We start from the raw sequence: 25,234 nt of genomic DNA, 5'->3' as shown, positions 1-25,234 counted from the left end.
GAACAACGCGCTCCCCTCTCCCGACCCGCTTCGCGGGCCACCCTCCCCCGCAGAGGGGGAGGGAAAATGCCCACCATCGTCTCGCCGCGAGAACCCGCCCGCCTTCGAAATCCAGCCCTGCTTGCCGCTGCCCCCGCCGCCGCGATACAGCCCGGCGCGACCCCCGTAGCGCGCGATCGAAACGAACCCTCATGTCCAAGGCCGATTCCAACAAGGCCGAGAAGGCCGAAAAATCCGGCCTGAAGGCCCGCCTGCCGCGCGGCTTCGTCGATCGCCGCGCCGCCGAGATCGCGGCGCAGGGGCGGATGCTGGAGACGATCCGGGCGACGTTCGAGCTCTACGGCTTCGAGGCGCTGGAGACCCCGTTCGTCGAGTACACCGAGGCGCTCGGCAAGTTCCTGCCCGACCTCGACCGCCCGAACGAGGGCGTGTTCTCGTTCCAGGACGACGACGAGGCGTGGCTCTCGCTCCGCTACGACCTGACCGCGCCGCTCGCCCGGCACGTGGCCGAGAACTTCGACGCGATCCCGAAACCCTATCGCAGCTTCCGCAACGGCTTCGTGTTCCGGAACGAGAAGCCGGGCCCGGGCCGCTTCCGCCAGTTCATGCAGTTCGACGCCGACATCGTCGGGGCGCCCGGCGTCGCCGCCGACGCCGAGGCCTGCATGCTGATGGCCGACACGCTGGATCGGCTGGGCTTGGCCGGGCAGTACGTGATCAAGGTCAACAACCGGAAGGTGCTCGACGGGGTGCTGGCGACGATCGGGCTCGGCGGCGACGCGCAGGCCGGCCAGCGGCTGACCGTGCTGCGCGCCATGGACAAGTTCGACAAGTTCGGCACGGAGGGCGTGCGCCTGCTGCTCGGCCCCGGCCGCAAGGACGAGTCGGGCGACTTCACCAAGGGCGCCGGACTCGACGGGGCCCAAGCCGACAAGGTGATCGCGCTGCTGCTCGCCGGCGGTTCGGAGGAAACGCCCGAACGCTTCGCCTTCGTCGACGCGTTGCTCACCGCCTTCGGCGAGAACGAGACCGCGCGGGCCGGCATCGAGGAGCTGCACACCATCGCCAAGCTGGTGGACGCCGCCGGCTACGGCGTGGACCGCATCCGCGTCGACCCCTCCGTGGTGCGCGGCCTCGAATACTATACCGGGCCGGTCTACGAGGCCGAGCTGACCTTCCCCGTCACCAACGAGGACGGGCAGACCGTGCGCTTCGGCTCGGTCGCCGGGGGTGGGCGCTACGACGGGCTCGTCGGGCGCTTCCGGTCCGAGCCGGTTCCGGCCACCGGCTTCTCCATCGGCGTGTCGCGGCTGTTCTCGGCGCTGCAGCTCACCGGCAGCCCGCTCGCCGAGGCCCCGGCCAAGCCCGGCCCGGTGGTGGTGCTGGTGCTCGACCGCGACGAGATCGCCGCCTACCAGCGGCTCGTCGCCACCCTGCGGGGGGCCGGCATCCGGGCAGAGCTCTATCTCGGCGGCGCCGGGATGAAGGCGCAGATGAAGTACGCCGACCGCCGCGGCAGCCCGGTGGCGATCATCCAGGGCTCGAACGAGCGCGAGGCCGGCGAAATCCAGGTCAAGGACCTCGTCGCCGGCGCCGAGGCCGCCCGCAACATCGCCAGCAACGCCGAGTGGAAGGCTGCCCGGCCGGCCCAGTTCTCCTGTCCCGAGGCCGAGATGGTCGAGCGCGTGCGCGCCGTGCTGGCGCAGCATTTTTCGGCCGACGCGTAAGGGTAGGGGCCGGCTCTCCCTCCCCCCTCTGCGGGGGGACGAGCAGCGGCAGCCTCAGCGCGGGCAGCCGGCGGCGCGTTCCTGACGCTGGATCTCGGCGACCTTGGCACGATCCCGAGCCGAAAGCGGCACGTCGGCGATGTCGTCGTAGCGGCAGTCGGCGTTGCCGAAGGCCTTGATCCCGCGCGGGGTGCGGAAGCAGTAGCCGGCCTCGCCGTAGACCGCGTTGCGCTCGCCCCAGAGTTCGTCGCACGGGAACTCCGCCCGCGCGGGCGTGCAGAGCGGCGGCAAGGCCGCCAGGACGGAAGCAAGGGCGAGGGCGCGCATCGGGTCGGCTCCGGTGGGGACGGGAGCCGCACGATAGCCGATGCGATCGCCGCCGCATGCGCCCGCGCGTCCCAAAGGTTTGACCCTGCGTGTTCATTCCCGCTCGCGAGGCCCGGCGGGGCGGTCGCCAAGACCGGCTCCGGTTGCTACAGAACCGCTCGACGACGACGGGCAGGATCATGACGCGACCGCAGGCAGGAGAGACGGAGGCGAGCGCGTCGGCACAGGCGCGGCTCTCGGCGCACCTCGCGCAAGGGGGCTACCGCTTCGTGACGCCGCCGGTGCTGCAGCCGGTCGAGCCGTTCCTCGAGCTCTCCGGCGAGGACATCCGCCGGCGCATCTTCGTCACGCAGGACTCCGACGGGGCCGAACTGTGCCTGCGACCGGAGCTGACGATCCCGGTCTGCCGCCTGCACCTGGCCGGCGGCGACGGCCGGGCGGCCGACTACAGCTATTGCGGCCCGGTGTTCCGGCTGGCGGCCGACGAGCCCGACGAGTTCCTCCAGGCCGGCATCGAATCGATCGGCCGCGCCGACACCCCGGCCGCCGACGCCGAAGTGCTCGGCATCGCCCTCGAAGGCCTCGCCCTGTTCGGGCACGCGGCCCCGGGCGTGCGACTGGGCGACATGGGGCTGACGGTGGCACTGCTGGAGGCCCTGAGCGTGCCGCCGGCCGCCAAGCGCCGGACGTTGCGGGCGCTGGCTGCCGGGCGCTCCCTCGACGCGGTCACCAACGCCGCGCTGCCCGAGGACCCGCATGCGGGCCTGCTCGCCGCGATCCAGGGCCAGGACCCGCGCGGGGTCCGCGCCTTCGTCGAGGACGTGCTGGCGATCGCCGGCATCTCGGCGGTGGGCGGGCGCAGCGCTGGCGAGATCGCCGAGCGCTTCCTGGCCAAGGCCGCGGCCCAGGCCAACGGCGGCGCCGGCCTGAACGCCGAGAACCGCGCGATCGTCGATCGCTACCGCGCGATCGGCGGCGACCCGGACGCCGCCGCCCGCGACCTGCGGACACTCGTCCGCGACGCGGGACTGAGCCACGATACACTCGAGGCGACCCTCGACCTGTTCGAGGAGCGCAACGGCTTCATCGCCGCCCGCGGCATGGGGCTCGACGGGTTTCGTTTCTCCGGCGCCTTCGCGCGCAACCTCGACTACTACACCGGCTTCATCTTCGAGGTGACGGCCGCGGGCGGCGACCGGCCCGGCCCCGTGCTGGTCGGCGGCGGCCGCTACGACGGGCTCCTCACCCATCTCGGCAGCGCCACCGCGCAGCCGGCCGTCGGCTGCACCTTCTGGGTCGACCGCGTCGCAGGAGCCGGCCGATGAGCGAGACCATGGACGCAGATGCACCCCTGGTGCTGGCCGTGCCCTCCAAGGGCCGCCTGCAGGAGAACGCCGCCGCCTTCTTCGGTCGCGCCGGCCTGCGCCTGGCGCAGGGGGCAGGCGCGCGCGACTACCGCGGCAAGCTCGTGGGCGTGGCCGGCGTCGAGGTGCGCTACCTCTCGGCCTCCGAGATCGCGAGCCAGCTCGCTTCGGGCGCGGCCCATCTCGGCATCACCGGCGAGGACCTGATCCGCGAGACGCTGCCCGACGTCCACGGCCAGGTCGAGCTGTTGACGCCGCTGGGCTTCGGCAACGCCACGGTGGTGGTGGCCGTGCCCCAGGCCTGGATCGACGTGCGCGCCATGGCCGACCTCGACGAGGTCGCCGCCGAGATGCGCGCCCGCCATGGCCGGCGCCTGCGCATCGCCACGAAATACGTCAACCTCACCCGCCGCTTCTTCGCGGAGAAGGGGGTGGTGGACTACCGCATCGTCGAAAGCCTGGGCGCCACCGAGGGCGCGCCGGCCGCCGGCTCGGCCGAGATCGTGGTCGACATCACCACCACCGGCGCGACGCTCGCCGCCAACGCCCTGAAGATCCTCGACGACGGGGTGATCCTGCGCTCGGAGGCCAACCTCGTCGCCTCCCTCAACGCGCCCTGGGGCGAGAGCCAGCGCGCGGCGCTCCGCGCCGTGCTCGGCCGGATCGCCGCCGAGGAGCGGGCGCGGACCACCCGCGAGGTCCGCGCGGCGATGCCGGAATCCGGTGCGATCGACCTCGCCAGCATCAGCGGCCTGCACGAGGCCGAGCTGCCCTACGGCGCCCCGCGCGGACCCGACGGGGAAATCGTGATGCGCTGCCCGGCCGACGCGGTCTTCGACCTCGCCGACAGCTTGGTGCGGGCGGGCGCCCAGGCCGTCACCGTCCGCCGGATCGACTACGCCTTCGCCGCCGAGAACCCCCTGGCGGAGCGGCTGCTGGCGCGGCTTTAGGACCGCCCGTCAGGGTTTGCCACCGAGCGACCTATTGCGGCCCCTGCTTGGCGAATTCAGACTGCACCGCGCGCAGCACCTTGAGGCGCGCGTCGTAGATCGCCTTGAGGCAGGCGGTGTCGGCGGCGCAGGCGCGGCGCTCGGTGAGCCAGCTCTCCTGGTCGTCGCGGAGCTTGGCGCGGCCGCCCATCGGCAGCACGTCCTTCAGGATCTCGAAGCGGGTCGCCATCTCGACGTCGCGGTCGTTGAGGGCGAGCGTCGTGCAGATCGCTCTCTCGTCGGCCGCCTTGGCCGCCTCGCAATCGAAGCTCGCCGCATGGGCGGGCGCGGTGGCGAGGAGAGCCGCGAGGACGGGCAGGACGAGGCTCGGCTTGGCGGTCATGGCGGTCCAATGGGGCGGTGCTCCGCTCTCCATCGCACGCCGGCCGGGGGAACCGAACGGATAAATCGTGCGCCGAAGCATTTTCGAGCGAGGTGGATGCCGGCTCGCAGGAAACCATGCGGCCCCGCAACAAGAGAGAGCATTTTCGGTGATCTCTGGATCACCGAAAATGCTCTAGCAGGCTGCTGAAAAAGTCGGGCGAGGTAGAACAATCATCTCCGAATCACACCATTTGTTAGAGAATGGGGCGGTTCTCGCGTCTCGACGGTTCTCGATCGTGGGGGCTCGGCCCGCGAGTGCCTGCGGCAGGAGAACGTCTTTCTCCATCTCGGGACTTTTTCAGCAGCCTGCTAGAGGCCGGGCTTCACGACCACCAGCACGACGATGACGATCATCAGCAGCGTCGGCACCTCGTTGAGCACGCGGTAGAACTTGTGGCCGCGGCTGTTCCGGTCGGCGGCGAAATCCTTGACCATCCGGGCGAGCCAGCCGTGGATGCCGGTCATCGCCAGCACCAGCGCGAACTTCGCCTGAAGCCACCCGGTGACGTAGGCGCCGCTCGTCCAGGCCAGGGTCAGGCCGAGGACCCAGGTGACGATCAGGGCCGGGTTCATGATCGCCTTGAGCAGGCGCCGCTCCATCACCTTGAACGTCGCCGCCTGCGCCGCCGAGCCCGGGCCGGGGGGCAGGGACGCGTGGTAGACGAACAAGCGGGGCAGGTAGAGCATCCCGGCCATCCACGCGATCACCGCGACGACGTGGAACGCCTTGATCCAGGGATAGAGGTTGTCGAGCACGGGTCAGGGTTCCGGGTGTGATGTTCGGGCAGGGCGCATGTTTCCGGAATTAGGCGGATAGGACGCGTTTCTCCCTCTCCCCGCTTGCGGGGAGAGGCCCACAGGCACCTCGTCGTGCCTGTGGGAAGCGGAGGCGAAGCCGCAGCGGCGGTGAGGGGGCGCGAACGAAGAGGCTCCTTCGGCGCAGGCCCCTCACCCTTGGCTGCCGCCTCGCCGCGACGACGACAAGGTCGTCGCGACCCTCTCCCCGCAGGCGGGGCGAGGGGAATGCGCGGCCTCTAGCAGGTGTCCCTCAAGACGACGGTGAACCGCGCCGCAGCCGCGCCAGCATCTGCTCCACGTGCGCCACCGGCGTCTGCGGGGTGATGCCGTGGCCGAGGTTGAAGATGTGGGGCAGGCCACGGGTGGCGTCGAGCACCGCGTCGACGGCGGCATCGAGCGCCGCGCCGCCCTCGATGAGGGTGTCGGGATGGACGTTGCCCTGCGTCACCGTCGTCGCCGGCACCCGGTCGCGCAGGGCCTTGAGGTCGATCGACCAGTCGACGCCGACCGCGTCGGCGCCGGTCTCGGGCACCACCCGGGCATGGCCCTCGAGCCCGGCGCCGCGACAGAACACGATGATCTTCGCATCGGGCACCGCCGCGCGGATGCCGGCGATTATCCGCGCGATCGGGGCGAACGACCAGCGGCTCAAGGCGTCCTGCTCGGTCTCCTCGGGGAGCGCGCTGTCGGACACGTCGCCCACCGGCTCGACCAGCGCCGTGCCGGCCGGCAGGGCGGGCGGAAGCGTGCCGGCATGCGACTCGAAGATCTGAACCGCGTCGGCGCCGGCCCGGAGCTGGCGCACCAGGTACTCGGTCTGCACGGTGACCAGGCGGTCGATCAATTCGTCGACCAGGCTCGTGTCGGCTTCGGCGAGGGCGCGGGCGGGCGCGAGGTCCGGGGTGCCCCGTCCCCCGATCATGTAGCTCGCCACCGTCCAGGGGGCCCCGCAGAAGCCCAGGAGCGTGGTGTCGGGCGGCAGCTCCGCCCGCAGGCGCCGCACCGTCTCGAACACCGGCTCGAGATGGGCGAAGATCGCCGGGTCGCCGGCCTGACGCAGGCGCTCGAACTCGGCCCGGCCTTCGAGGGGATCGAGGCGTGGCCCCTCGCCCTCGACGAAGCGCACGTCCTGCCCCAGCGCGTGCGGGATCACGAGGATGTCGGAGAACAGGATCGACGCCTCGAAGCCGAAGCGGCGGATCGGCTGCAACGTCACCTCGACGGCGAAGTCCGGGCTGTAGCAGAGGTCGAGGAACGAGCCGGCCTCCGCCCGCGTCGCCCGGTACTCGGGGAGGTAGCGCCCGGCCTGGCGCATCATCCAGGCGGGGGGCGGCGAGATCGCCTCGCCGGCGAGCACCCTGAGGACCTTCCGGTCGGGGCCGCCCTGCACCGTGCCCTGCGTGGCCATCGTGTCCCCCAATGCCGCCTCCCGTTCCGCCCTGTCGGGCTCAGGTCTTGTTGTCGAAGGCCCGTTCGTCCGGTCCCCGTCGAAGCGCGACGAAGGCCGTCCCCAGCCCGGTCCAATCTAAGAGAAGAGAGATTCTAGGACTCTGTTTTTTCTCTTGGAGGCATGAGTCATGGGAGTGCAAGCGTGTCCACAGGCTCTCCCGGGCCCAACGCCGTTAAGCAGGCTTTAACGGATTGCCGCTAATGTCTGCGATAGGCCAGTCCCGACAGCGCCTTGCGCGGGCTGACGGCGTTCGTTGCGCGCCTGCGTCCCGGATTCTCCCAGGCGCACGGATTCCGACACGCTCGATCGGACACCCTGTTGACGCGGGAGTCGATGGATTTCGCGGACTCCGGCTGGACCGGGCCGGCGGGCCATCCTATCCACACTTATCGACTCCCCTGACGGCCGGCGGTGGATAAGGGAGCCTCCCCCGCTTCCGCGACCGGAGGAGACCGGATGAGCCGCAGCTACTTCCACCTCCACCTCGTCTCGGATTCCACCGGCGAGACCCTGATCAACGTCGGCCGCGCGGCGGCCGCCCAGTACGAGGGCGTCTCGGCGATCGAGCACGTCTACCCGCTGGTGCGCTCCGGGCCGCAGCTCGAACGGGTGATCTCGGAGATCCAGGCGGCGCCGGGACTCGTGCTCTACACCCTCGTCGGCGGCGACCTCGGCGAGCGTCTGGAGACCGCGTGCCGGGAATCGAGCTCGCCCTGCCTCTCGGTGCTGCAGCCGGTGCACAACCTGCTGCAATCCTACCTCGGCACACAGAAGGCGGCCCGGCCCGGGGCGCAGCACACGCTGAACGCCGAGTATTTCAAGCGCATCGACGCGATGAACTTCACGCTCGCCCACGACGACGGCAACCTGCCCGACGACCTCGAGGAGGCCGACGTGATCCTGATCGGGGTCAGCCGCACCTCGAAGACGCCGACCGGGATCTACCTCGCCAACCGCGGCCTCAAGACCACCAACCTGCCGCTCGTGCCCGGCATGCCGCTGCCGCCGGCGCTGGAGCGGGTGCGCAAGGCCCTCGTCGTCGGGCTGATCGCGTCGCCGGAGCGCATCGTCCAGATCCGCCAGAACCGCCTGCTCAGCCTCAACGCCGACGATTCCTCGATGTACGTCGACAAGGACGCGGTCGCTGACGAGATCACCGCCTCGCGCCGCCTGTTCAGCAAGAACCGCTGGCCGACCATCGACGTCACCCGCCGTTCGATCGAGGAGACCGCCGCCGCGATCCTCGACCTGTACCGCGACCACCGGCTGAAGTTCATCGCCGCGTGAGGGGCGTTCTCGGGCAGGCTCGATGATGTCCGCTTCAAGCGGATAGTCCTTGATTATTCTGCGCCTGAGGCCGATCCTTGCCCTGGATTTCGCGTGGGACGATGCGAAACACGAGAAGATCCTGCGGGAGCGTGGGTTCGGTTTCGATTTCGCTGCCGGGATCTTCGACGGCGACACGGTTGAGGACGATCGCCGGGATTACGGAGAGACCCGTATCCGCGCGACCGGCGAGCGGGACGGCTTCGTTCTGACGGTGATCTATACCGATCGCGACGGCGTGCGCCGCATCATCTCGGCGCGGTTGTCCAATGCGAAGGAGCGCCGGCAATGGCTCGGGTCACGGCAGACGAGCTTCGGACCCACCGGCCCATGATCGATCGCGAAAAGATGGCGGCGACGACGGAGGCCGACATCCACCGCCACGGGATCGAGGATGGCGAACCGGCGGATGGCGATTTACCCGATGGCATGCTGGTAGTCCCCTCGGCTCGCCTGCGCCTGCATCTCGGCATGTCGCAGACCGTCTTCGCACAGGCGATCGGCGTGCCGCTCAAGACGGTGCAGAACTGGGAGCAGGGGCGGACGCCGCCCGATCCGGCAGCCCGCACCCTGCTCGCGCTCGTCGCAGCAGACCCGCGCCACGTCCTGGGCCTTCTCGGATGGGCGGAGCGGGACGACGTGCCCGACGACCAGGCGCTCGAAGCTGAGACCGGGACGCAGTCGGCGCGGAAGGATAAGCCGACCGGAAGATGGTTTCAGCGTGATGCAGACCTTCGGCGGGCGAAGATGGCTGCACGGCGTGCGTGACCGAGGCCGGCCCATGTCTGTCCCACAACCCGCACCCGTCGCCATCCGTCCCGTTGACCGGACGCTAACCCCGCCGCGGTAATCCTGCCTTCGGGGCCAGCGTCGCGTATCGGTCCCCTCAAGCCCCGTCGGCCGGCTCGTTCCGGACGGCGGGGTTTTGGGCGTGGTGCCGGCCGGCGCTTGCGGCGTTCCGCCGATCCATGACACTCCGGCGGGATGCCAACCTCGTCTTTCCCCTCGCCCTCGGTTTGGCGGGGCCCGAGCCCCCTCGTCCTCGCCTCCACCAGCTCGACGCGGCGGATGCTGCTCGAGAGTGCCGGCCTGGTCGTCGAGGCGCGGGCGCCGGGCGTCGACGAGCGCGCGGTCGAGGCCGATTGCACCGGCCAGGATCCCAAGAGTTCCCCCGAGGGGCTGGCCCTGCGGCTCGCAGAGGCGAAGGCCTTTGCCGTGGCGCAGACCTGTCCCGACCGCGTCGTCGTCGGCGCCGACCAGGTGCTCGATGCCGACGGCCGCGTGTTCCACAAGCCCACCAGCCTGGAGGAGGCCCGCGCGCAGATCGGCGAACTCGCCGGCCGCACCCACGCCCTGCATTCCGCCGTCGCGATCGTGCAGGGCGGCCGGGTCGAGAGCTTCGTCGAGACCGCCCGCCTCACCTTGCGCCCGCTCGATCCGGACGCGATCGCGGCCTATGTGGCTCTGGCCGGCGCGGATCGCGTGCGGGCCAGCGTCGGCGGCTACCAGCTCGAAGGGCTCGGCATCCACCTGTTCGACCGGGTCGAGGGCGACCACAGCACCATCCTGGGCCTGCCGCTGCTGCCGCTGCTCGCGCGGCTGCGGGCCTCCGGGCTCCTGACGTTTTAGGAACGCGACATGGCGGGACACGATCACCACGATCATGCCGGGCACGACCACGGTCACGACCATGGCGGCCATAGTCATGCCAGCCACAGCCACGGTGGGCTCGGCCACGTCCACGCCCCGGCGAGCTTCGGACGCGCCTTCGCGATCGGCATCGCGCTCAACACCGCCTTCGTGGTGATCGAAGCCGGCTACGGGTTGGCGGCCAACTCGATGTCGCTGGTGGCCGATGCCGGCCACAACCTCTCCGACGTGCTCGGGTTGGTGGCCGCCTGGGTCGCCTCGGTGCTGGTCAAACGCCGCTCCACCGCGCGCTTCACCTACGGCCTGCGCGGCTCCTCGATCCTGGCCGCCTTGTTCAACGCGGTGTTCCTGCTCGTCGCCACCGGCGCGATCCTGTGGGAGGCGGTCTCGCGCCTGATCCATCCCGAGCCCGTGGCCGGCACGACCGTGATGGTGGTGGCGGGCCTCGGCATCCTGGTGAACGGGGTCACCGCCTGGCTGTTCGCGTCCGGCGCCAAGGGCGACATCAACATCCGCGGCGCCTTCCTGCACATGGCCGCCGACACCGCGGTCTCGGCCGGCGTCGTGCTCGCGGGCCTCGCCATCCTGGCCACCGGCCTCGATTGGATCGACCCCGCCGTCAGCCTCGTCGTCGCCGGCCTGATCGTCTGGGCGACCTGGGGGCTCCTGCGCGACAGCGTGGCGATGTCCCTCGACGCGGTGCCCCCCGGCATCGACCCGGACGCGGTGCGCGCCTACCTCGACGCCCGCCCGGAAGTCTCGGGCCTGCACGACCTCCACATCTGGCCGATGAGCACCACCGAGATCGCGCTGACGGCGCATCTGGTGATGGCCGGCGGCCACCCGGGCAACGGCTTCCTCGTCGAGGTCGCCGAGACGCTGCGCGCCCGCTTCGGCATCGCCCACGCGACCCTGCAGATCGAGGAGGCCGGCGGCCCGCCCTGCCTCCTCGCGCGGGAGTGCGTGGCGTGAGGCGCGCCTTCGTCGTCGGCCATCCGATTGCGCATTCGCGCTCGCCGCTGATCCACGGGCACTGGCTGAGCGAACATGGGATCGCCGGCAGCTACGAGCGGATCGCCGTCGCGCCCGACGCCTTCGAGGCGTTCTTTCGCCGGCTTCCGGAATCCGGTTTCAGTGGCGGCAACGTCACGATCCCGCACAAGGAGGCGGCCTTTGCGCTCTGCGACGCGCTGAGCCCGCGGGCCCGCGCCATCGGGGCCGTGAACACCCTGGTGGTCGGCGCCGACGGTCGGATCTTCGGCGACAACACCGACGCACCGGGCTTCACCGCCCACCTCGACCAGAGCCTCGGCGCCGGCTGGCCCGAGCGGGCCGGCACCGCCCTGGTGCTCGGGGCGGGCGGGGCGGCCCGCGCCGTCGTCGTCGGCCTGGCCGAGCGCGGCCTCGCGCGCATCGTCGTCGCCAACCGCACCCGCGCGCGGGCGGAGACGGTCGCGGCGCTCGCCCCCGGCATCGCGACCGCGATCGAATGGGACGCGATCCCGGCGCTGATGCCCGAGGCCGGGCTTCTGGTGAACACCACCGCGCTCGGCATGGCCGGCAACCCGCCGCTCGACCTCGACCTCGCTCCGCTGCCGGCCAACGCGGCGGTGGCCGACATCGTCTACGTGCCGCTGGAGACGGGCCTCCTCGCCGCCGCCCGCGCCCGCGGGCTTCCGGCGATCGACGGGCTCGGCATGTTGCTGCACCAGGCGGTGCCGGGCTTCGAGGCCTGGTTCGGCGTGCGCCCGAGGGTGACGGAGGCCCTGCGCGCGGTCGTCGTCGCCGACCTGCCGCGATAGGTCCGCTCCGATGAGCGATACTGTGCGCAAAAAACCGTTCGTGCTGGGGCTCACCGGCTCGATCGGCATGGGGAAATCTGCCACCGCGGCGATGTTCTCGGCGCGTGGCGTGCCGGTGCACGACGCCGACGCGGCCGTGCACGCCCTCTACGGGCCGGGCGGCGCCGCGGCTGGGGCGATCGGCGCCGCGTTCCCCGGAACGCTCGCTCCGGACGGCGGCGTCGACCGCGCGCATTTGCGCGACGCGGTGCTCGGGCGCCCGGATGCGCTGGCCCGGCTGGAGGGGCTGGTCCACCCGCTGGTCCGGGCCATCGGCCACGCCTTCCTCGAACGCCATGCGGGCGCGCCGCTGGTGCTGCTCGATATCCCGCTGCTCTACGAGACCGGCGGCGAGGCCCGGTGCGACGCCGTCCTCGTGGTCACCGCGCCGCCCGAGGTGCAGCGCGCCCGCGTGCTGGCCCGCCCCGGCATGACCGAGGCCGCGTTCGCGGCAATCCTAGCCAAGCAGATGCCGGACGCCGAGAAGCGGGCGCGGGCCGACTACGTGCTCGACACGAGCCTCGGCTTTGCCGCCGCCGAGGCCGAGGTGGCGGGGATCGTCGCGCAACTAACCGACGAGGCAGGACATCACGGTGACCGCCCCAGATCGCAACCGAATTCTAACCCATTCGCGGTAGACGTCCGGTCCGAGGAAAATTAACTTATCACTCTGAAAAAATTGCCTTCGAGTCAGGAGGTGGTGCCGCATGTCGAAACGCCTGGAAGCGATGCGTGCCAAGCCGATGGCCGGCTGGACCGTTTCGGACATCATGGCGCTCTGCGCCGAGTTCGACGTCGTTTGCCATCCCCCACGCGGCGGCGGTTCGCATTATCGGATCGGCCACCGCTCCCAATTCGAAAAGTTGACGATCCCCGCTGCTCGGCCGATCAAGGGATGGTACATCCGCGAACTCGTCCGGTTCATCGACAAGGTCAGAGCCGCGCCATGAGCGAACTCACCTATCCCGTCGTCATTTCCCCGCTGACCCACGATGACGGCGGCGGCTTCGCTGCGACAGTGCCCGATCTCCCAGGCTGCATGTCCGACGGCGAGACCCCCGAGGAAGCTCTGGTGAACGTCCGCGACGCGATCGATGCTTGGATCGCGATGGCTCGCGAACTCGGGCATGCCGTGCCCGCCCCCTCGCGCACTTTGCAGCGCGCCGTCGGCTGAACGGCTCCCGCCGTCCGCGATCGGGGACCGCATCGCGACGCGCGTGATCGGTATGAGCCGCGAGCGATCGCCTGTCGGAGCCGTCCGGTTCCTCCACAGGGCGCGATATTTCATCGGGATCTCGTCGGGACCCGAGGCGGCGTCGCCGGGTTGGCAGCCCAGGGGCCGCCTGCCGTCGCGGCCGGCCCGCGAGAACCCGGAGACCTGCCATGGCCACCAAGCCGAAGACGCTGCACGATGCCTTCTACGAGACCTTGAAGGACGTCTACTACGCCGAGAAGCAGTCGGTGAAGGCGCTCAAGAAGTCGGCCAAGGCCGCCGAGCATGCCGAGCTGAAGCAGGCGTTCGAGACCCACGCCGAGGAGAGCGCCAACCAAGTCGAGCGCCTGACCCAGGTGTTCGAGATGATCGGCAAGCCGGCCCGCGCCAAGACCTGCGAGGCGATGCAGGGCATCACCTTGGAGATGGAGGAGGACCTGGAGGATTTCGGCGACAGCCCCGCCGCCGACGCGGTCCTGGCCGCCTGCGCCCAGGCCGTCGAGCACTACGAGATCGCCCGCTACGGCACCCTGAAGACCTGGGCCGCCCAGCTCGGCTACGCCGACGCGGCCAAGCTCCTCGACGAGACCCTGCAGGAGGAGAAGAAGACCGACGCGCTGCTCTCGGAGATCGCGGAGAGCCTCAACCTCGACGGCACCGAGCCGACGGAGGAGGAGCCTGCCACGAAGAAGTCCGGCCGCAAGGCGGCCTGAACTCGATCCGATGCGATGACGCCGGGCCGGTCTGATCATTCGGTCCGGCGTGTCGCGACGAGACCGTCCCCGGGGTCCGATGATCTTGGGAGCGGCCCTACGGCTTGGTGTTTGCCGGCTTCCGGCTCAGCCGCTTGTTGAGCGTCCGCAATTCGCTGTCATCACGCGTCCACAAATCATGGCTGAACGCCGCCTCAAGGTAGGCCGCCTCACTGCGCGTTGCCCACGCGGAAGACGCTGCATGCGCTGCGGGACTGTACGCCGCGAACCCCAGCACCAACCCAAGCGCCTTCCCCACACGCATGACCAACTCCCGGGGCGAGACGGTTTCGAGGCTTGAGCCGGAATCTTTAACGCTGGTATCGCGCATCTCCGCGGCGGATCGTTCGATCCGGGACGGGAGCGTGTACCCAGCCCTTGAGCCGGCACGAAAAACACGATATGCGTGATCTGCCCTCCCAAAAAGCGCCACCGCAGCATCCGTGAGCCCCCGGGGCTCCACCAAGACGATGCACGGGTCCGCCGCACCCTTCGCGGCCAGACATCCGGCGCCTTCTCCCGATTGCCAGGCTCCCCGCCTCAACCTTCGCTTTCGTCGGTTCAAGACATCCCATGAACGAACAGTCCGACGTCTCCGCCCTCGCGGACATCACCGGCTCGAACACGCCGACCGAGGGCGCGCTCGCGGCCTCCGACCTCGACGCCATGCGCGAGGTCAAGCTCCAGGACCTCAAGTCCAAGACGCCCACCGACCTGATCGCCTTCGCCGAGGAGGTCGAGGTCGAGAACGCCTCGACCATGCGCAAGGCCGAGCTAATGTTCTCGATCCTGAAGCAGCTCGCTGCCAAGGAGGTCGAGATCATCGGCGCCGGCACCTGTGAGGTGCTGCAGGACGGGTTCGGCTTCCTGCGCTCGTCGGAATCGAATTACCTGCCGGGGCCCGACGACATCTACATCTCGCCCACGCAAATCCGCCGCTTCGGCCTGCGCACCGGCGACACCGTCGAAGGCCCGATTCGGGGACCGAAGGACGGCGAGCGCTACTTCGCGCTGCTGAAGGTCAACACGATCAACTTCGAGAACCCGGAGAAGATCAAGCACAAGGTCCACTTCGACAACCTGACGCCGCTGTTCCCGACCCAGCGCTTCAAGCTGGAGCTCGACGCGCCGCCGAAGAAGGACTTCTCGCCGCGGATCATCGACATCGTCGCCCCGATCGGCAAGGGCCAGCGCGCCCTGATCGTCGCGCCGCCGCGCACCGGCAAGACCGTGCTGATGCAGAACATCGCGCAGTCGATCACCATCAACCACCCGGAGTGCTACCTCATCGTGTTGCTCATCGACGAGCGCCCGGAGGAGGTGACCGACATGATCCGCTCGGTGAAGGGCGAGGTCATCGCCTCGACCTTCGACGAGCCGGCCACCCGCCACGTGCAGGTCGCCGAGATGGTGATCGAGAAGGCCAAGCGCCTGGTCGAGCACGGACGCGACGTTGTCATCCTGCTGGATTCGATCACCCGTCTGGGCCGCGCCTACAACACCGTGGTGCCCTCGTCGGGCAAGGTACTCACCGGCGGCGTCGACGCCAACGCCCTGCAGCGCCCGAAGCGCTTTTTCGGCGCGGCCCGAAACATCGAGGAGGGCGGCTCGCTCTCGATCATCGCCACCGCGCTCATCGACACCGGATCGCGCATGGACGAGGTGATCTTCGAGGAGTTCAAAGGCACCGGCAACTCCGAGATCATCCTGGACCGCAAGGTCTCGGACAAGCGCATCTTCCCGGCGATCGACATCACCCGCTCCGGCACTCGCAAGGAAGAGCTGCTGGTTCCGCCGGACGCGCTCAAGAAGACCTACGTGCTGCGCCGCATCCTCAACCCGATGGGCGTCACCGACGCGATCGAGTTCCTCATGGACAAGCTGCGCCAGACCAAGAGCAACGGCGACTTCTTCGACTCGATGAACACCTGACGATTTTTAGGACTCGAACGAGAAAAAGGCCTCGATCGCAGGATCGGGGCCTTTCTCATGACAGCCCGACTGACCGTCGATCCTCCCCTCGCCCTCATCCTGAGGTGCGGACGCGAAGCGGGAGCCTCGAAGGAGCCCTCCAGCCGGCCGCGCGATGTCTGGAGACCTCCTTCGAGGCCCGCCGGCGCGGGCACCTCAGGATAAGGTCGCGGGGTGGAGGGCGGAGTGTCGCGGCTACTTCGCCAGTTCGCGGAGCGCGTCGCGGCGATCCTTCATGACGGCGCGGGCGACTGCCATCTGATCCGCGAAATCCGGTGTCTCGGGTGTCAGGTGGTAGCCGTCCGGCGTTTCTACGAGGAAGACCGTGTCTCCCGTCGACACGTTGAGCCGCGCCTGCACCTCCTTCGGAAGGACGACGCCGACGGCGTCGCCGATCTGCGTGAGCTTGAGCGCCACCATCGCGTCTTCCAAACGGGTTGCCGGGGATCGGTCCCTTCGAGAATGGGCGGGACCGTGCGGATGCGCAAGCGCGGGACGGGCGGCCGCTACGCCCGCCTCCGCCGCGCCAGCATGTTCAGCCCTTCAACGCCGGCCGAGAACGCCATCGCGGTGTAGATGTAGCCCTTGGGCACGTGCGCCCCGAAGCCTTCGGCGATCAGCGTCATGCCGATCATGATCAGGAAGCCGAGCGCCAGCATCACCACCGTCGGGTTCTTCGCGATGAAGGCCGAGAGCGGCTCGGCGGCCACCAGCATCACGACCACTGCCGTCACGACGGCGATCATCATCACCGGCACGTGCTCGGTCATGCCCACCGCCGTGATGATCGAGTCGATCGAGAAGACGAGGTCGAGGAGCAGGATCTGGCCGATCGCCGCGGCGAAGCCCAGCGTCGCGTCGCCCGTCGCCTTCTCCGGAGCTGGGTCGACGCTGTGATGGATCTCGGTGGTGGCCTTCCACAGCAGGAACAGGCCGCCGGCGAGCAGGATCAGGTCACGCCAGGAGAAGGCGTGGCCGAGCACCGAGAAGACGGGGCTCGTCAGCTGCACGATGAAGGCGACCGTGCCGAGCAGCCCCAGCCGCAGGACCAGGGCGAGCCCGATGCCGATGCGGCGGGCCTTCGCCTGGTGCTCGGGCCGCAGCTTGTTGGTGAGGATCGAGATGAAGATCAGGTTGTCGATCCCGAGCACCACCTCCATCACCACGAGGGTCGCCAGCGCCGCCCACACCGTCGGGTCGGCGGCGAGTTGAACGAGATGGTCCATCGGGCGCCTCGCGTCAGAGCGGCAGGAAGCGGGTGCCGCCGGCTCCCGGCCGGTCGGCCGCATCCGGGGCATAGATCTTCAGGATCTTCGGGAAGACCTTGAAGTGGGCCGGGGTGTGGGTGGTGAGCTCGCCGTCGGTGTTGACGGCCCGCGGCTTCCGCGTGCTCAGCACCACCTCGGTGGTCTGGAAGGCGCGCACGTCCTCGGCCCTGCCGTGGGTGCCGCGGCGGAGCGCCGGCAGCAGGGCGAGCAGGCGCCACCAGTGCTTCACCTCAAGGGAGTAGAAGTCGAGCTTGCCGTCGTCGACGGTCGCTGTCTCCTCCACCGTCATGCCGCCGCCGTAGTGGCGCCCGTTGCCGACCGAGGCCTGGATCGTGGTGACGCGCTCGCGCTTGCCGTCGTGCTCGATCGTCACCGTGAAGGGCCGCACCCGCCGCAGCACCCGGAAGGCGGCGATGGCGTAGCCGACCGTGCCCCACTTCTTCTTCGATTCCGCGGTGAGGCCGCCGGCGAGATCCGCCGAGAAGCCGATGCTGGCCACGTTGAAGAAGTAGTGCCCGTTGACCCAGCCGAGGTCGACCGGCTGCGGCGCGGCCTGCGTGATCAGCTCCGCGGCGGCCACCGGATCGAGCGGCAGTCCGAGGGAGCGGGCGAGGTCGTTGGCGGTGCCCAGCGGCAGGATGCCGAGCGGCAGGCCGGTCTCGACGAGGGCGGGCGCCGCCGCGTTCATGGTGCCGTCGCCGCCGCCGAGGATCACGAGGTCGACGTCCTGCGCGTGCCGCCGGATCACCGCGCAGCAATCGCGCTCGGGCTCCGGCTCGACCAGCGTGAGGCCGCCCGCGCGCAACGCCTCGCGCACGGCATCGATCGCCGCGCCGCCGTTGCGGGCCTTCGGGTTGCACAGGAGCAGCGCCCGGCGCGGACGCGACGCCCCCGACGACTCGGCCTCCGCGCTCGTCGGCGAACCTCCGGCGACGGACCGGCTCAACGGATCGGACAAGGGCGGTAACCTCTTCGGCGCGTTCGCCGCCACCCGCGAGGCGCGGGGGCGACGGCGTGGCAGAGATCCGACATCGCGGTCGACGCCTCGACCGCCAGAGGGGCCCGGACCCGGAATACGGCCTAGGTGGCGTACCGTTCCGGCGATCTCAACCCCGTTGCCCCCCAATTCCGAACTTGCCGGGACCGCAGATGCGGTTTCGCGTGTCCCGAGCGCTATCGGCCGGCTCCGATGCGCTTCGGAGCAGAGCCGCACGGAACCGGGCGCCCACCGGTTCGCGTTAACCTCGGCCGTCGTAGAACGCGTCGCCCCCCGCCCGGCCACCCTCCGGTGATCCCATGTGCCCTGATCCCTCACGCGTCGGCGGCCTGCGTTCCGCGCTCGCGCTCGGCTTGATCCTCGCCGCCGGGGCGGCCCGGGCCGAGCCGCGCCCGGGCTGGGTCGACCCGCCGGCGAAGGCCGCGCCCGGCACGCCGGCGGCCCCGCTCGCCCCGAAGGCCGAGGCTCCGCCTGCCCCAGTCGAGCCGGCCGCAACCGCGGCGCCGGTTCCGGCCGCCCCGGTGACACGGGAGGCGGCCAAGCCCGCCGGAAACGCGTCGAACCCGACGCCGGCCTTCGCCGAGACCGAGCGCGACGGCGCGGCCATGGGCGGCCCAAGCCGCCGGGCCGAGCGGCCGCGGCTTCGGCGGCGTGCCGCGCAGCGCCTCTCCGACACGCCGGCCGCCAACGCGCTGACCGTCGCGCCGCGGATTTCCGCCGCCCCGCGCGAGGCGGCTGCCGATCCACGCTTCTCCGGTTGGGCGGGACAGGCGCAGGGCCTGACCGAGGATTACCTCGCCGCCTTCTCGGGCTCGAACGGCGCCATGGTCTCGGGCGCGTCGCGCTTCTACGGTGAGCGCCTGCGCTTCCACGGGCGGATGACGACGCTCGCGGCCCTGCTCGCCGAGAAGCGCCGCTTCGCGCAGCGCTGGCCGGAGCGGCGCTACGAGCCGCGCGACACCCGCACCGCCTGCAACGCGGCGCTCCAGAGCTGCGTCGTGCGCACCCTCGTGGACTTCCAGGCCGGCAGCCCGGCCCGCGGCGCGCGCTCGCAAGGGGTGGCCGAGCTGGTGCTGGAGGTCAGCTTCGCCGGCGGCCGCCCGGTGATCGTGTCGGAATCGAGCCGCGTGCTGCGCCGCGGCGCCACGGTCGGCGCGCTTCCCGGAGCCGGCGCCAACGGCTAGACGAGACGCCATGACAACCCCGGATGCGGAAACCCTGGCCCCGACGGAGCGCCCAGTCCTCGGCGCCCCCGAGCGCGCGACTCTTCGCGGCGAGGTCCAGGCCGAGATCGCGCGCCGCAACCCGAAGCCGGTGGCCGTGCGCACGCTGCAGCTGCTGGCCGAGGCGGCGGTCGAGCCGTCGGCCGAGCCGGCGGGCTATCGCGTCGTCGATCGCCACGGCCGTCCGCGCCGCCACGCTGGGTCCGACGCGCCGCTGACGCTGGCCGAGCTCGTCGACGAGATCCAGGCCCGGCACCCGGCCCTGTTCCTGCCGGCGGTCGTGCCCCCCGCGATCGCGCCGGCCGAGCCCGAGGTGACGAGGGACGCCCCGCTGATCGCCGGCGCCGCCGAGATGCGGGCGGCCACCGCCCGCCTGGTCGAGACCGGCTCGGAGCGCGCCCGCGCCCTCGCCGAACGCTCCACCGAGCAGGGCAGGGCGCTCGCGGAATCCGCGGTCGACCGCGTCTCCGGCGTCCGGGCCGGAATGGCCGCCTGGCTCGCCGCGCGCCGGGCCGCGGCCGACAGAACCAGGTCCGACGCGACGACGCTCAACGCCACCACGTCTGGCGCCGCCACGCCCGGCACGGCCGCGCCAAACCCGGTCGCCCAGCCGGCCTGGCGCGATCGGGCCTCGCAGGTCGGCGCCTCGGCCCGCGACGGGATCGGCCGCGTGGCCGCCGGCTTGCGCGACTGGCAGGGCGAGGGCGAATCCGTGCGCCAGCACCGGCGCTGGCTGGCGGGCGGCACCGCGGCGGCCTTGCTCGCGGTGCTGGCGGCCGGGCTCGTCGTCGGAAACCGCGCGCCGGAGGGCGAGACCCCGACGAAGACCGCGACGCAAGCCGACGCATCCGTGCCCAATACCCCGTCGCCCGACCCAGTGACGCCGCCGCCGGAGACCGCCGACACGGTCGGCCTGCCCGAGCCGCCGCCCGCGCCGGCCGCCAACGCGATCAGCGGCAAGGCCGAGGTGATCGACACCGCGACCGTGCGCGTCGCCGGCAAGGTGTTGCACCTGTTCGGCGTCGAGTGGGTGCGGGGCGGGCAGGCCGACGAGCTTTCCAAGTACCTCGCCGGCCGTGCGGTCACCTGCACGCCGGTGCCGGGCAGCGAGAACGTCTCCTGCACCGTCGAGGGCCGCGACCTTTCCGAGGTGGTCCTGTTCAACGGCGGCGGCCGCGCCTCTCCGGAAGCCTCCCCCGAGCTGGTGGCGGCCGAGGACCACGCCCGCACCGAGCGCATCGGCGTGTGGAAGCGGTAAGCCGCGGATCCCACTCCCGTTCGGGAGCGGGGACCCGATCCTACCGGACGACGTGGAGAAACCCAGCCCCTGACCAGGAAGAGCGGCGCCCGATCGCGCAGTCGCCTCCGGCTGCGCTAGGATGCCGGCGCGCCGCGTCGGCGCCAGGGGGATGGCGATGAGTCTCTCGATCGGTCTGAGCACGTTCGCGGTCGTGGCGGCGATCCTGGTGATCGTGACGCTGGCCACCGGCATCAACATCGTACCGCAGGGCTACGTCTTCACCGTCGAGCGCTTCGGGCGCTACGCCCGCACCCTCGAATCCGGCCTCGGGCTGATCACGCCGTTCGTCGAGCGCATCGGGCGCCGCGTCAACGTGATGGAGCAGGTGATCGAGGTGGCGAGCCAGGAGGCGTTCACCCGCGACAACGCCGGCGTCACCATCGACGCGGTGGTGTTCTACCAGGTGCTCGACGCCGCCCGCGCCTCCTACGAGATCTCCAACCTCGACGTCGCCACCCGCACGCTGACGATGACCAACATCCGCACCGTGGTCGGCTCGATGGACCTCGACCAGCTGCTCTCGCACCGGGACGAGATCAACGAGCGGCTGCTGCGGGTGATGGACGCCGCCGCCTCGCCCTGGGGGGTGAAGATGACCCGCATCGAGATCAAGGACATCGTGCCCCCCGCCGACCTCGCCGGCGCCATGGCCCGGCAGATGAAGGCCGAGCGCGAGAAGCGCGCTTCGGTGCTGGAGGCGGAAGGCCACCGCCAAGCCGACATCCTGCGCGCCGAGGGGCGCAAGCAGTCGGCGATCCTGGAGGCGGAAGGCCGCAAGGAAGCCGCCTTCCGCGACGCCGAGGCGCGCGAGCGCTCGGCGGAAGCCGAGGCGAAGGCGACCGGCATGATCAGCGCCGCAATCGCCGCGGGCGACATCGCGGCGGCGAACTTCTTGGTGGCCGAGAAGTACGTGGACGCGATCAAGGCGCTCGCCACCGCGCCGAACCAGCGCGTGGTGGTGGTGCCGATCGAGGCGGCGGCGCTCGCCGGGACGCTGGGCGGCATCGCCGAGATCACGAAGTCGGTGTTCGGAGAGGGCGCGGCGCCCGCGCGCCCACGCTCCGGCGCGCCGCCCAGCGTCGGGGTTCCGCGGACGTGAGCGTCGTGACCTTGCGCGACACCGTCGCCGAGACCCTCGCGATCCTCGGTCCCGCTTGGGCCTGGATCCTCGCGGGCTTGGCGCTGGCCGGGCTGGAACTGGCCGCGCCCGGCGTCTTCCTGATCTGGCTCGGGCTCGCGGCGCTCGCCACCGGCCTCGTCGCAGCGCTGGCGCCCCTGCCGTGGCAGGCGCAGGTGCTGCTCTTCGCCGGCCTCGCCGTCGCCGCGGTGCTCCTCGCCCGCCGCCTCGGCCGCGGCCACGTCCCGACCCTCAACCGCGCCGACCGTGGCCTCCTCGGCCGCGAAGGGCTCCTCGCCGAGCCGATCCGCGACGGCGCCGGCCGTATCCGCTTCGACGACACCCTGTGGCGCATCACCGGCCCCGAGCTCCCCGCCGGCGCGCGGGTGCGGGTCACGGGGATCGACGGGACGGTGCTGCGGGTGACGGGGGTGTGAGGAGGCGGTTTCTCACGGGCCACGGCCGTCCCCGCTCCACCCCGTCATCCTGGGCTCGCCTGCGGCGCCCCGGAATGGCGGGGGCGGCGCACCCCTACCGGTCGGAACCACGTAAAAGCCGCCGCCTCACCCGAATGCCCCGACCTCGTGCTGGATCATCCCCGAGATCTCGCGCACCTGGGCGAACATCCGTTTGATCGGCTGGAACAGGCCCGAATGCTCGGCCTCGTAGGTGCCGACGTCGCGCGGACCCGCCGGCTCGCCGAAGTTGAGGCCGAGCGTCGGGTCGGGGGTGATCGGGAAGATCTCGTCGAGGAGCTTGAGGCAGCCGTCGATGTCGAGGCGCAGGAACCGCTCCAGCAGCTGGTCGCGGCTGACCCCGGCCTGGGGCCGGAAGCCGGGGATGTGGACGGCGGTGAACCAGATCCGGTGGATCAGCGCCAGGCGGATCGCGTGGAGCAGGGTGAGGCGCACCGACATCTTCTTGAGGTCGGGGGCGGTGCTCTGCAGGCTCAGCGCGTCGGTGGTCAGCCGCCCGAACAGGCGGCGCAGGTTCGGCGCGAGGTCGAGGCGGTCCAGCGCGCCCGCGATGACGACGAGTTCGTCGCGGCGGCCGTCCTTCCGGGTGCGGCGGGCGCGCTCCAGCCACACGGCGGGGTCGAGGGTGTCGATGTAGGCGCGCAGCACGTCGAGGTCGCCGACGGAGGCCGCGTGCTGGACCAGCCGGAAGGCGCGGGAGAACCGCACCGAGTCGCGGCGCATGTCGCGGAACAGGTCGGGCGCGCGGCCCGCCGCCCGGCCGATCCCGTGCAGCGAGTTCGCGAGGTATCCGAGCTGATGCAGGATCGCGTTGTTGGGGATCGCCCGCATCTGGCGCGGATGGGTGATCAGCGCCGGCCCGCCGGAATCCGACTGGCGCGCCACCGGGCGCGAGCCGGTGCGGTCGATCAGCCCCGGGCCGAAGGTGCCGAGCAGGGCCGCGTAGCCGGGGTCGTCGACCAGCGCCTCCATGTCCTGGCGCACGACCGTGAAGAACTCCAGGGCGAAGTCGGTCTCGGCGTAGACCGGGTCGTCGTCGGCGTCCGCGCCCTCGGCCGCGTCGGAGAGGGCGTAGTCGGGGAAGGCGTCGTCCTCGGCGACCTCGAGCGCGTAGACGTGCTCGGCCACCCGCGCGATCGAGGCTTCCGCGATCTCCTTCGACCCGAACAGCAGGTAGCCGTCGGTGCCCTGGAAGCTCGATTCGAGGCGGACCTTGATCCCGGCCTTCTGGTTGCGCGTGCGCGCGTCCTCCGGCGCGAGGTAGGCGAGGCGGTCGCGCAAGCTGGTCGGGTGCGCGCCGCGACCGATCGATTCGCCGTGCGTGTCGAAGATCGCGAGCTCGACGTCGGCGAGCCCGTTGGCCACCAGCATCTCGGTGATGCGCAGGCGCAGGCGCTCGATCCAGAAGGTGGCGGCGAGCTGGCCGACGTAGCGGCCGGAATCGGAATAGCCGAACTGCACGGTGAGCCGGCCGATGCGCTTGAGGTAGCGCCGCCAGTGCGGGTTGCGCAGGGCGTCGTCGAGCACGCGGATGCCCTGCTCCAGGGCGCTCGCGGTCTCGAACAACGGCGTGATCTCGAGCTTGTCGGCGATGCCGTAGTGCCGCGCGAGCCACAGCGCGGCCAGCAGCGTGTAGCCGGTCTCGGTCTCTGCGATGAGGAAGCGCACCGGGTGGGTGCCATCGACGTGCTTGAGGATCTGCGCGATCGTCATCATCAGGCGGGCGGCCGAGGCCCGCTCGGCGGCGAGCGCCCCGAAATCCACCGCCACCGGCTGCACGTCGTTGAGCAGGGTGTGGATCGCCGAGAGGTGCGAGCGGCGCTGCGCCGCATCGGTCGGCTCGCCCTCGAGGTCGATGACCCGGCGCACCGCGTTGTGGATCTGGCTGGCGTTGAGCCGGAAATGCGGCAGCGCGTTCGAAAGCCCATGCGTGGCGATGCCGGAGCGCAGGACCGCGAGGCTGCGCCGGTCGGCGTCGTCCTCGGCCCCCGCCACCGCCGCGGAGAGGCCGGCGAGCACGGCGGCGGAATCGGTTTGCGCCCGCTCGCGCTCGATGATCAGCGCCAGGGCGAAGCGGTGCACCGCCTCCAGCGACGGCTTGTCGCCGAGCCGCGGCGCCACCGCGAGCTGGCGGTTGACGGCGGCGAGCGCCGCCTCGGCGAGACCCCGCACCGCGCCCGCGGCGGGGATGGCGGGCAGGCGGCGCATCACCCGGTCGAGCTGCATGCGCTTGGATTCGAGGCGGTAGCGCAGGGTGTCCCACCAGCCGATGTCGGTGCGCCCGTCGGTGTCGCAGCCGACCCAGCTCGCGATGGCGAAGGGTTTCGGTACGAGTTCCGTCCAGCGGTCGGGCCAGCGCTTGCGCGCGGCGTCGAGGAGCGCGCCGTTGAAGGCGTCCACCGCCTCGCGGCCGTGGTTGGCTGCCACGCAGGCCTGCTCGAACTCGCCGTCCAGGGTGATCGGCGCGTCCGGCCGGGTCGAGAGCTGGGCGGCCTTCTCGATCAGGGGCGCGCGCGCCGCCGGGTCGTCGAGGCTCGCGGCCTCGGCGAGCAGCGCCGCCACGGCCTTCGGCATCCCGAAGGTCGGGTGCGCGGTGAACACCACGGCGAAGGCGGTGCGGCCGATCCCGTCGCGGAAGCGCTCGAACGCGTCCGACCGGTCCGGCACCGCGGCGACGAGGCGCGCCGGCATCGCGGCGTCGGCATCGGGATGGTGCTCGATCCCGACGTAGGCGCGCAACCGCGCCGCGCGGTCGGACAAAGCCTGCGCCCGCAAGCGCACGAACAGCGCGTCGAGGTCGGCCTCGCCGATCTCGTCCCGGTCGAAGCGGCGGGTGATCGCCAGCGTCACCGCCAGCACGGGGTTGCGGAACGGGTCCTCGCTCGCCTGCTCGCGCGAGGCCTCGATCAGCCCGACGAGGTGGCCTTCGAGCTCCTCCGGGTCGCGCTGGGCGTGCGTTCGCATCGGTCTGGCTCCGGGAGGACGGGGGCAGGGGCTTTTGGCGGGGACGCCCGGCGCGCGCAAGGCGCAGGCGGCCCGGGGACCGGAGAGGCAAGGACCG

The 25,234-nt window shown here is 71.2% G+C and carries 27 protein-coding genes; 18 read left to right on the top strand and 9 right to left on the bottom strand.

The window, feature by feature from the left end:
• Positions 1 to 191 precede the first annotated feature (191 nt).
• Positions 192 to 1,727, top strand: coding sequence for a histidine--tRNA ligase (gene hisS / locus MFF13_RS18255; protein WP_147829948.1), 1,536 nt, complete (start codon positions 192 to 194; stop codon positions 1,725 to 1,727).
• A 54-nt stretch (positions 1,728 to 1,781) separates the two neighbouring features.
• Here the strand turns inward: hisS and MFF13_RS18250 are convergent, their stop codons facing one another.
• Entirely contained in the window at positions 1,782 to 2,054 is a 273-nt protein-coding gene (locus tag MFF13_RS18250; protein ID WP_147829950.1) for a YARHG domain-containing protein, read from the bottom strand.
• 179 nt (positions 2,055 to 2,233) lie between these two features.
• On the opposite strand from MFF13_RS18250, the gene MFF13_RS18245 reads away from it, so the two are divergent.
• Entirely contained in the window at positions 2,234 to 3,379 is a 1,146-nt protein-coding gene (locus tag MFF13_RS18245; protein WP_147829952.1) for an ATP phosphoribosyltransferase regulatory subunit, read from the top strand.
• Positions 3,376 to 4,368 carry an ATP phosphoribosyltransferase gene (hisG, locus tag MFF13_RS18240; RefSeq protein WP_238272660.1) on the top strand — a complete coding sequence of 331 codons (993 nt, stop codon included), beginning with the start codon at positions 3,376 to 3,378 and terminating at the stop codon, positions 4,366 to 4,368. Before MFF13_RS18245 ends, hisG begins: the two co-directional genes overlap by 4 nt.
• 31 nt (positions 4,369 to 4,399) lie before the next feature.
• Here hisG and MFF13_RS18235 read toward each other — a convergent pair whose 3' ends face one another.
• The 3 genes from MFF13_RS18235 to MFF13_RS18225 form a co-directional block, all read right to left on the bottom strand.
• Positions 4,400 to 4,750 (bottom strand): lysozyme inhibitor LprI family protein, encoded by a 351-nt coding sequence (locus tag MFF13_RS18235; protein WP_147829954.1) that lies wholly within the window; start codon positions 4,748 to 4,750, stop codon positions 4,400 to 4,402.
• A 350-nt stretch (positions 4,751 to 5,100) separates the two neighbouring features.
• Positions 5,101 to 5,547: a protoporphyrinogen oxidase HemJ gene (hemJ, locus tag MFF13_RS18230; RefSeq protein ID WP_147762178.1), complete on the bottom strand. Its 447-nt coding sequence runs from the start codon at positions 5,545 to 5,547 to the stop codon at positions 5,101 to 5,103.
• A 292-nt stretch (positions 5,548 to 5,839) separates the two neighbouring features.
• A complete protein-coding gene (locus MFF13_RS18225) occupies positions 5,840 to 6,997 on the bottom strand; it encodes a uroporphyrinogen decarboxylase (RefSeq protein WP_147829984.1) in 1,158 nt (385 codons plus the stop codon).
• A 498-nt stretch (positions 6,998 to 7,495) separates the two neighbouring features.
• On the opposite strand from MFF13_RS18225, the gene MFF13_RS18220 reads away from it, so the two are divergent.
• From MFF13_RS18220 to MFF13_RS18175, 10 genes are all read left to right on the top strand, one after another.
• A complete protein-coding gene (locus tag MFF13_RS18220) occupies positions 7,496 to 8,326 on the top strand; it encodes a pyruvate, water dikinase regulatory protein (protein ID WP_147753725.1) in 831 nt (276 codons plus the stop codon).
• Between the two features lie 49 nt (positions 8,327 to 8,375).
• A complete protein-coding gene (locus MFF13_RS18215) occupies positions 8,376 to 8,699 on the top strand; it encodes a BrnT family toxin (protein WP_238272659.1) in 324 nt (107 codons plus the stop codon).
• Positions 8,700 to 8,713: 14 nt separating this feature from the next.
• Entirely contained in the window at positions 8,714 to 9,133 is a 420-nt protein-coding gene (locus tag MFF13_RS18210; protein WP_238272658.1) for a helix-turn-helix domain-containing protein, read from the top strand.
• 216 nt (positions 9,134 to 9,349) lie between these two features.
• Positions 9,350 to 9,994, top strand: coding sequence for a Maf family protein (locus MFF13_RS18205; protein WP_147829958.1), 645 nt, complete (start codon positions 9,350 to 9,352; stop codon positions 9,992 to 9,994).
• A 9-nt stretch (positions 9,995 to 10,003) separates the two neighbouring features.
• Positions 10,004 to 10,987: a cation diffusion facilitator family transporter gene (locus MFF13_RS18200; protein ID WP_147829960.1), complete on the top strand. Its 984-nt coding sequence runs from the start codon at positions 10,004 to 10,006 to the stop codon at positions 10,985 to 10,987.
• A complete protein-coding gene (locus tag MFF13_RS18195; protein WP_373322574.1) occupies positions 10,984 to 11,817 on the top strand; it encodes a shikimate dehydrogenase in 834 nt (277 codons plus the stop codon). The genes MFF13_RS18200 and MFF13_RS18195 overlap by 4 nt, the downstream gene beginning before the upstream one ends.
• Before the next feature lie 10 nt (positions 11,818 to 11,827).
• A complete protein-coding gene (gene coaE / locus MFF13_RS18190; protein ID WP_147829964.1) occupies positions 11,828 to 12,517 on the top strand; it encodes a dephospho-CoA kinase in 690 nt (229 codons plus the stop codon).
• 46 nt (positions 12,518 to 12,563) lie between these two features.
• Positions 12,564 to 12,806 (top strand): type II toxin-antitoxin system HicA family toxin, encoded by a 243-nt coding sequence (locus MFF13_RS18185; protein ID WP_147753719.1) that lies wholly within the window; start codon positions 12,564 to 12,566, stop codon positions 12,804 to 12,806.
• On the top strand, positions 12,803 to 13,030 hold the full coding sequence (locus MFF13_RS18180) for a type II toxin-antitoxin system HicB family antitoxin (protein ID WP_147762186.1): 228 nt from the start codon (positions 12,803 to 12,805) through the stop codon (positions 13,028 to 13,030). Before MFF13_RS18185 ends, MFF13_RS18180 begins: the two co-directional genes overlap by 4 nt.
• 209 nt (positions 13,031 to 13,239) lie before the next feature.
• A complete protein-coding gene (locus MFF13_RS18175) occupies positions 13,240 to 13,782 on the top strand; it encodes a YciE/YciF ferroxidase family protein (RefSeq protein ID WP_147829968.1) in 543 nt (180 codons plus the stop codon).
• A gap of 97 nt (positions 13,783 to 13,879) precedes the next feature.
• Here the strand turns inward: MFF13_RS18175 and MFF13_RS18170 are convergent, their stop codons facing one another.
• On the bottom strand, positions 13,880 to 14,152 hold the full coding sequence (locus MFF13_RS18170; protein ID WP_238272656.1) for a hypothetical protein: 273 nt from the start codon (positions 14,150 to 14,152) through the stop codon (positions 13,880 to 13,882).
• Positions 14,153 to 14,394: 242 nt separating this feature from the next.
• Between MFF13_RS18170 and rho the strand changes: the two genes are divergently transcribed.
• Complete coding sequence (rho, locus tag MFF13_RS18165; RefSeq protein WP_187273690.1) at positions 14,395 to 15,753, top strand: transcription termination factor Rho; 1,359 nt, start codon at positions 14,395 to 14,397, stop codon at positions 15,751 to 15,753.
• A 234-nt stretch (positions 15,754 to 15,987) separates the two neighbouring features.
• Here rho and MFF13_RS18160 read toward each other — a convergent pair whose 3' ends face one another.
• The 3 genes from MFF13_RS18160 to MFF13_RS18150 form a co-directional block, all read right to left on the bottom strand.
• On the bottom strand, positions 15,988 to 16,212 hold the full coding sequence (locus MFF13_RS18160) for an AbrB/MazE/SpoVT family DNA-binding domain-containing protein (RefSeq protein WP_147762190.1): 225 nt from the start codon (positions 16,210 to 16,212) through the stop codon (positions 15,988 to 15,990).
• 86 nt (positions 16,213 to 16,298) lie between these two features.
• The gene (locus MFF13_RS18155) at positions 16,299 to 17,018 is read right to left on the bottom strand and encodes a TerC family protein (protein WP_147829974.1); all 720 of its coding nucleotides are present in this window, start codon (positions 17,016 to 17,018) and stop codon (positions 16,299 to 16,301) included.
• Positions 17,019 to 17,031: 13 nt separating this feature from the next.
• Positions 17,032 to 17,928, bottom strand: a complete 897-nt coding sequence (locus MFF13_RS18150) for a lipid kinase (RefSeq protein WP_238272667.1) — start codon at positions 17,926 to 17,928, stop codon at positions 17,032 to 17,034.
• A 428-nt stretch (positions 17,929 to 18,356) separates the two neighbouring features.
• Between MFF13_RS18150 and MFF13_RS18145 the strand changes: the two genes are divergently transcribed.
• From MFF13_RS18145 to MFF13_RS18130, 4 genes are all read left to right on the top strand, one after another.
• Positions 18,357 to 19,241 carry a hypothetical protein gene (locus MFF13_RS18145; RefSeq protein WP_238272655.1) on the top strand — a complete coding sequence of 295 codons (885 nt, stop codon included), beginning with the start codon at positions 18,357 to 18,359 and terminating at the stop codon, positions 19,239 to 19,241.
• 10 nt (positions 19,242 to 19,251) lie between these two features.
• Positions 19,252 to 20,538, top strand: a complete 1,287-nt coding sequence (locus MFF13_RS18140; protein ID WP_238272654.1) for a nuclease — start codon at positions 19,252 to 19,254, stop codon at positions 20,536 to 20,538.
• A gap of 157 nt (positions 20,539 to 20,695) precedes the next feature.
• Positions 20,696 to 21,679, top strand: coding sequence for an SPFH domain-containing protein (locus tag MFF13_RS18135; protein WP_147829978.1), 984 nt, complete (start codon positions 20,696 to 20,698; stop codon positions 21,677 to 21,679).
• A 5-nt stretch (positions 21,680 to 21,684) separates the two neighbouring features.
• Complete coding sequence (locus tag MFF13_RS18130; protein WP_147829990.1) at positions 21,685 to 22,134, top strand: NfeD family protein; 450 nt, start codon at positions 21,685 to 21,687, stop codon at positions 22,132 to 22,134.
• Positions 22,135 to 22,260: 126 nt separating this feature from the next.
• On the opposite strand, the gene MFF13_RS18125 is transcribed toward MFF13_RS18130, so the two are convergent.
• Positions 22,261 to 25,137 carry a phosphoenolpyruvate carboxylase gene (locus MFF13_RS18125; RefSeq protein ID WP_147829980.1) on the bottom strand — a complete coding sequence of 959 codons (2,877 nt, stop codon included), beginning with the start codon at positions 25,135 to 25,137 and terminating at the stop codon, positions 22,261 to 22,263.
• Positions 25,138 to 25,234 lie beyond the last annotated feature (97 nt).

Source organism: Methylobacterium cerastii (assembly GCF_022179125.1).
Classification (GTDB): Bacteria; Pseudomonadota; Alphaproteobacteria; order Rhizobiales; family Beijerinckiaceae; genus Methylobacterium; species Methylobacterium cerastii.
The sequence above is the reverse complement of the archived record's forward strand: the minus strand, read 5'-3'. Positions and strand labels throughout refer to the sequence as shown.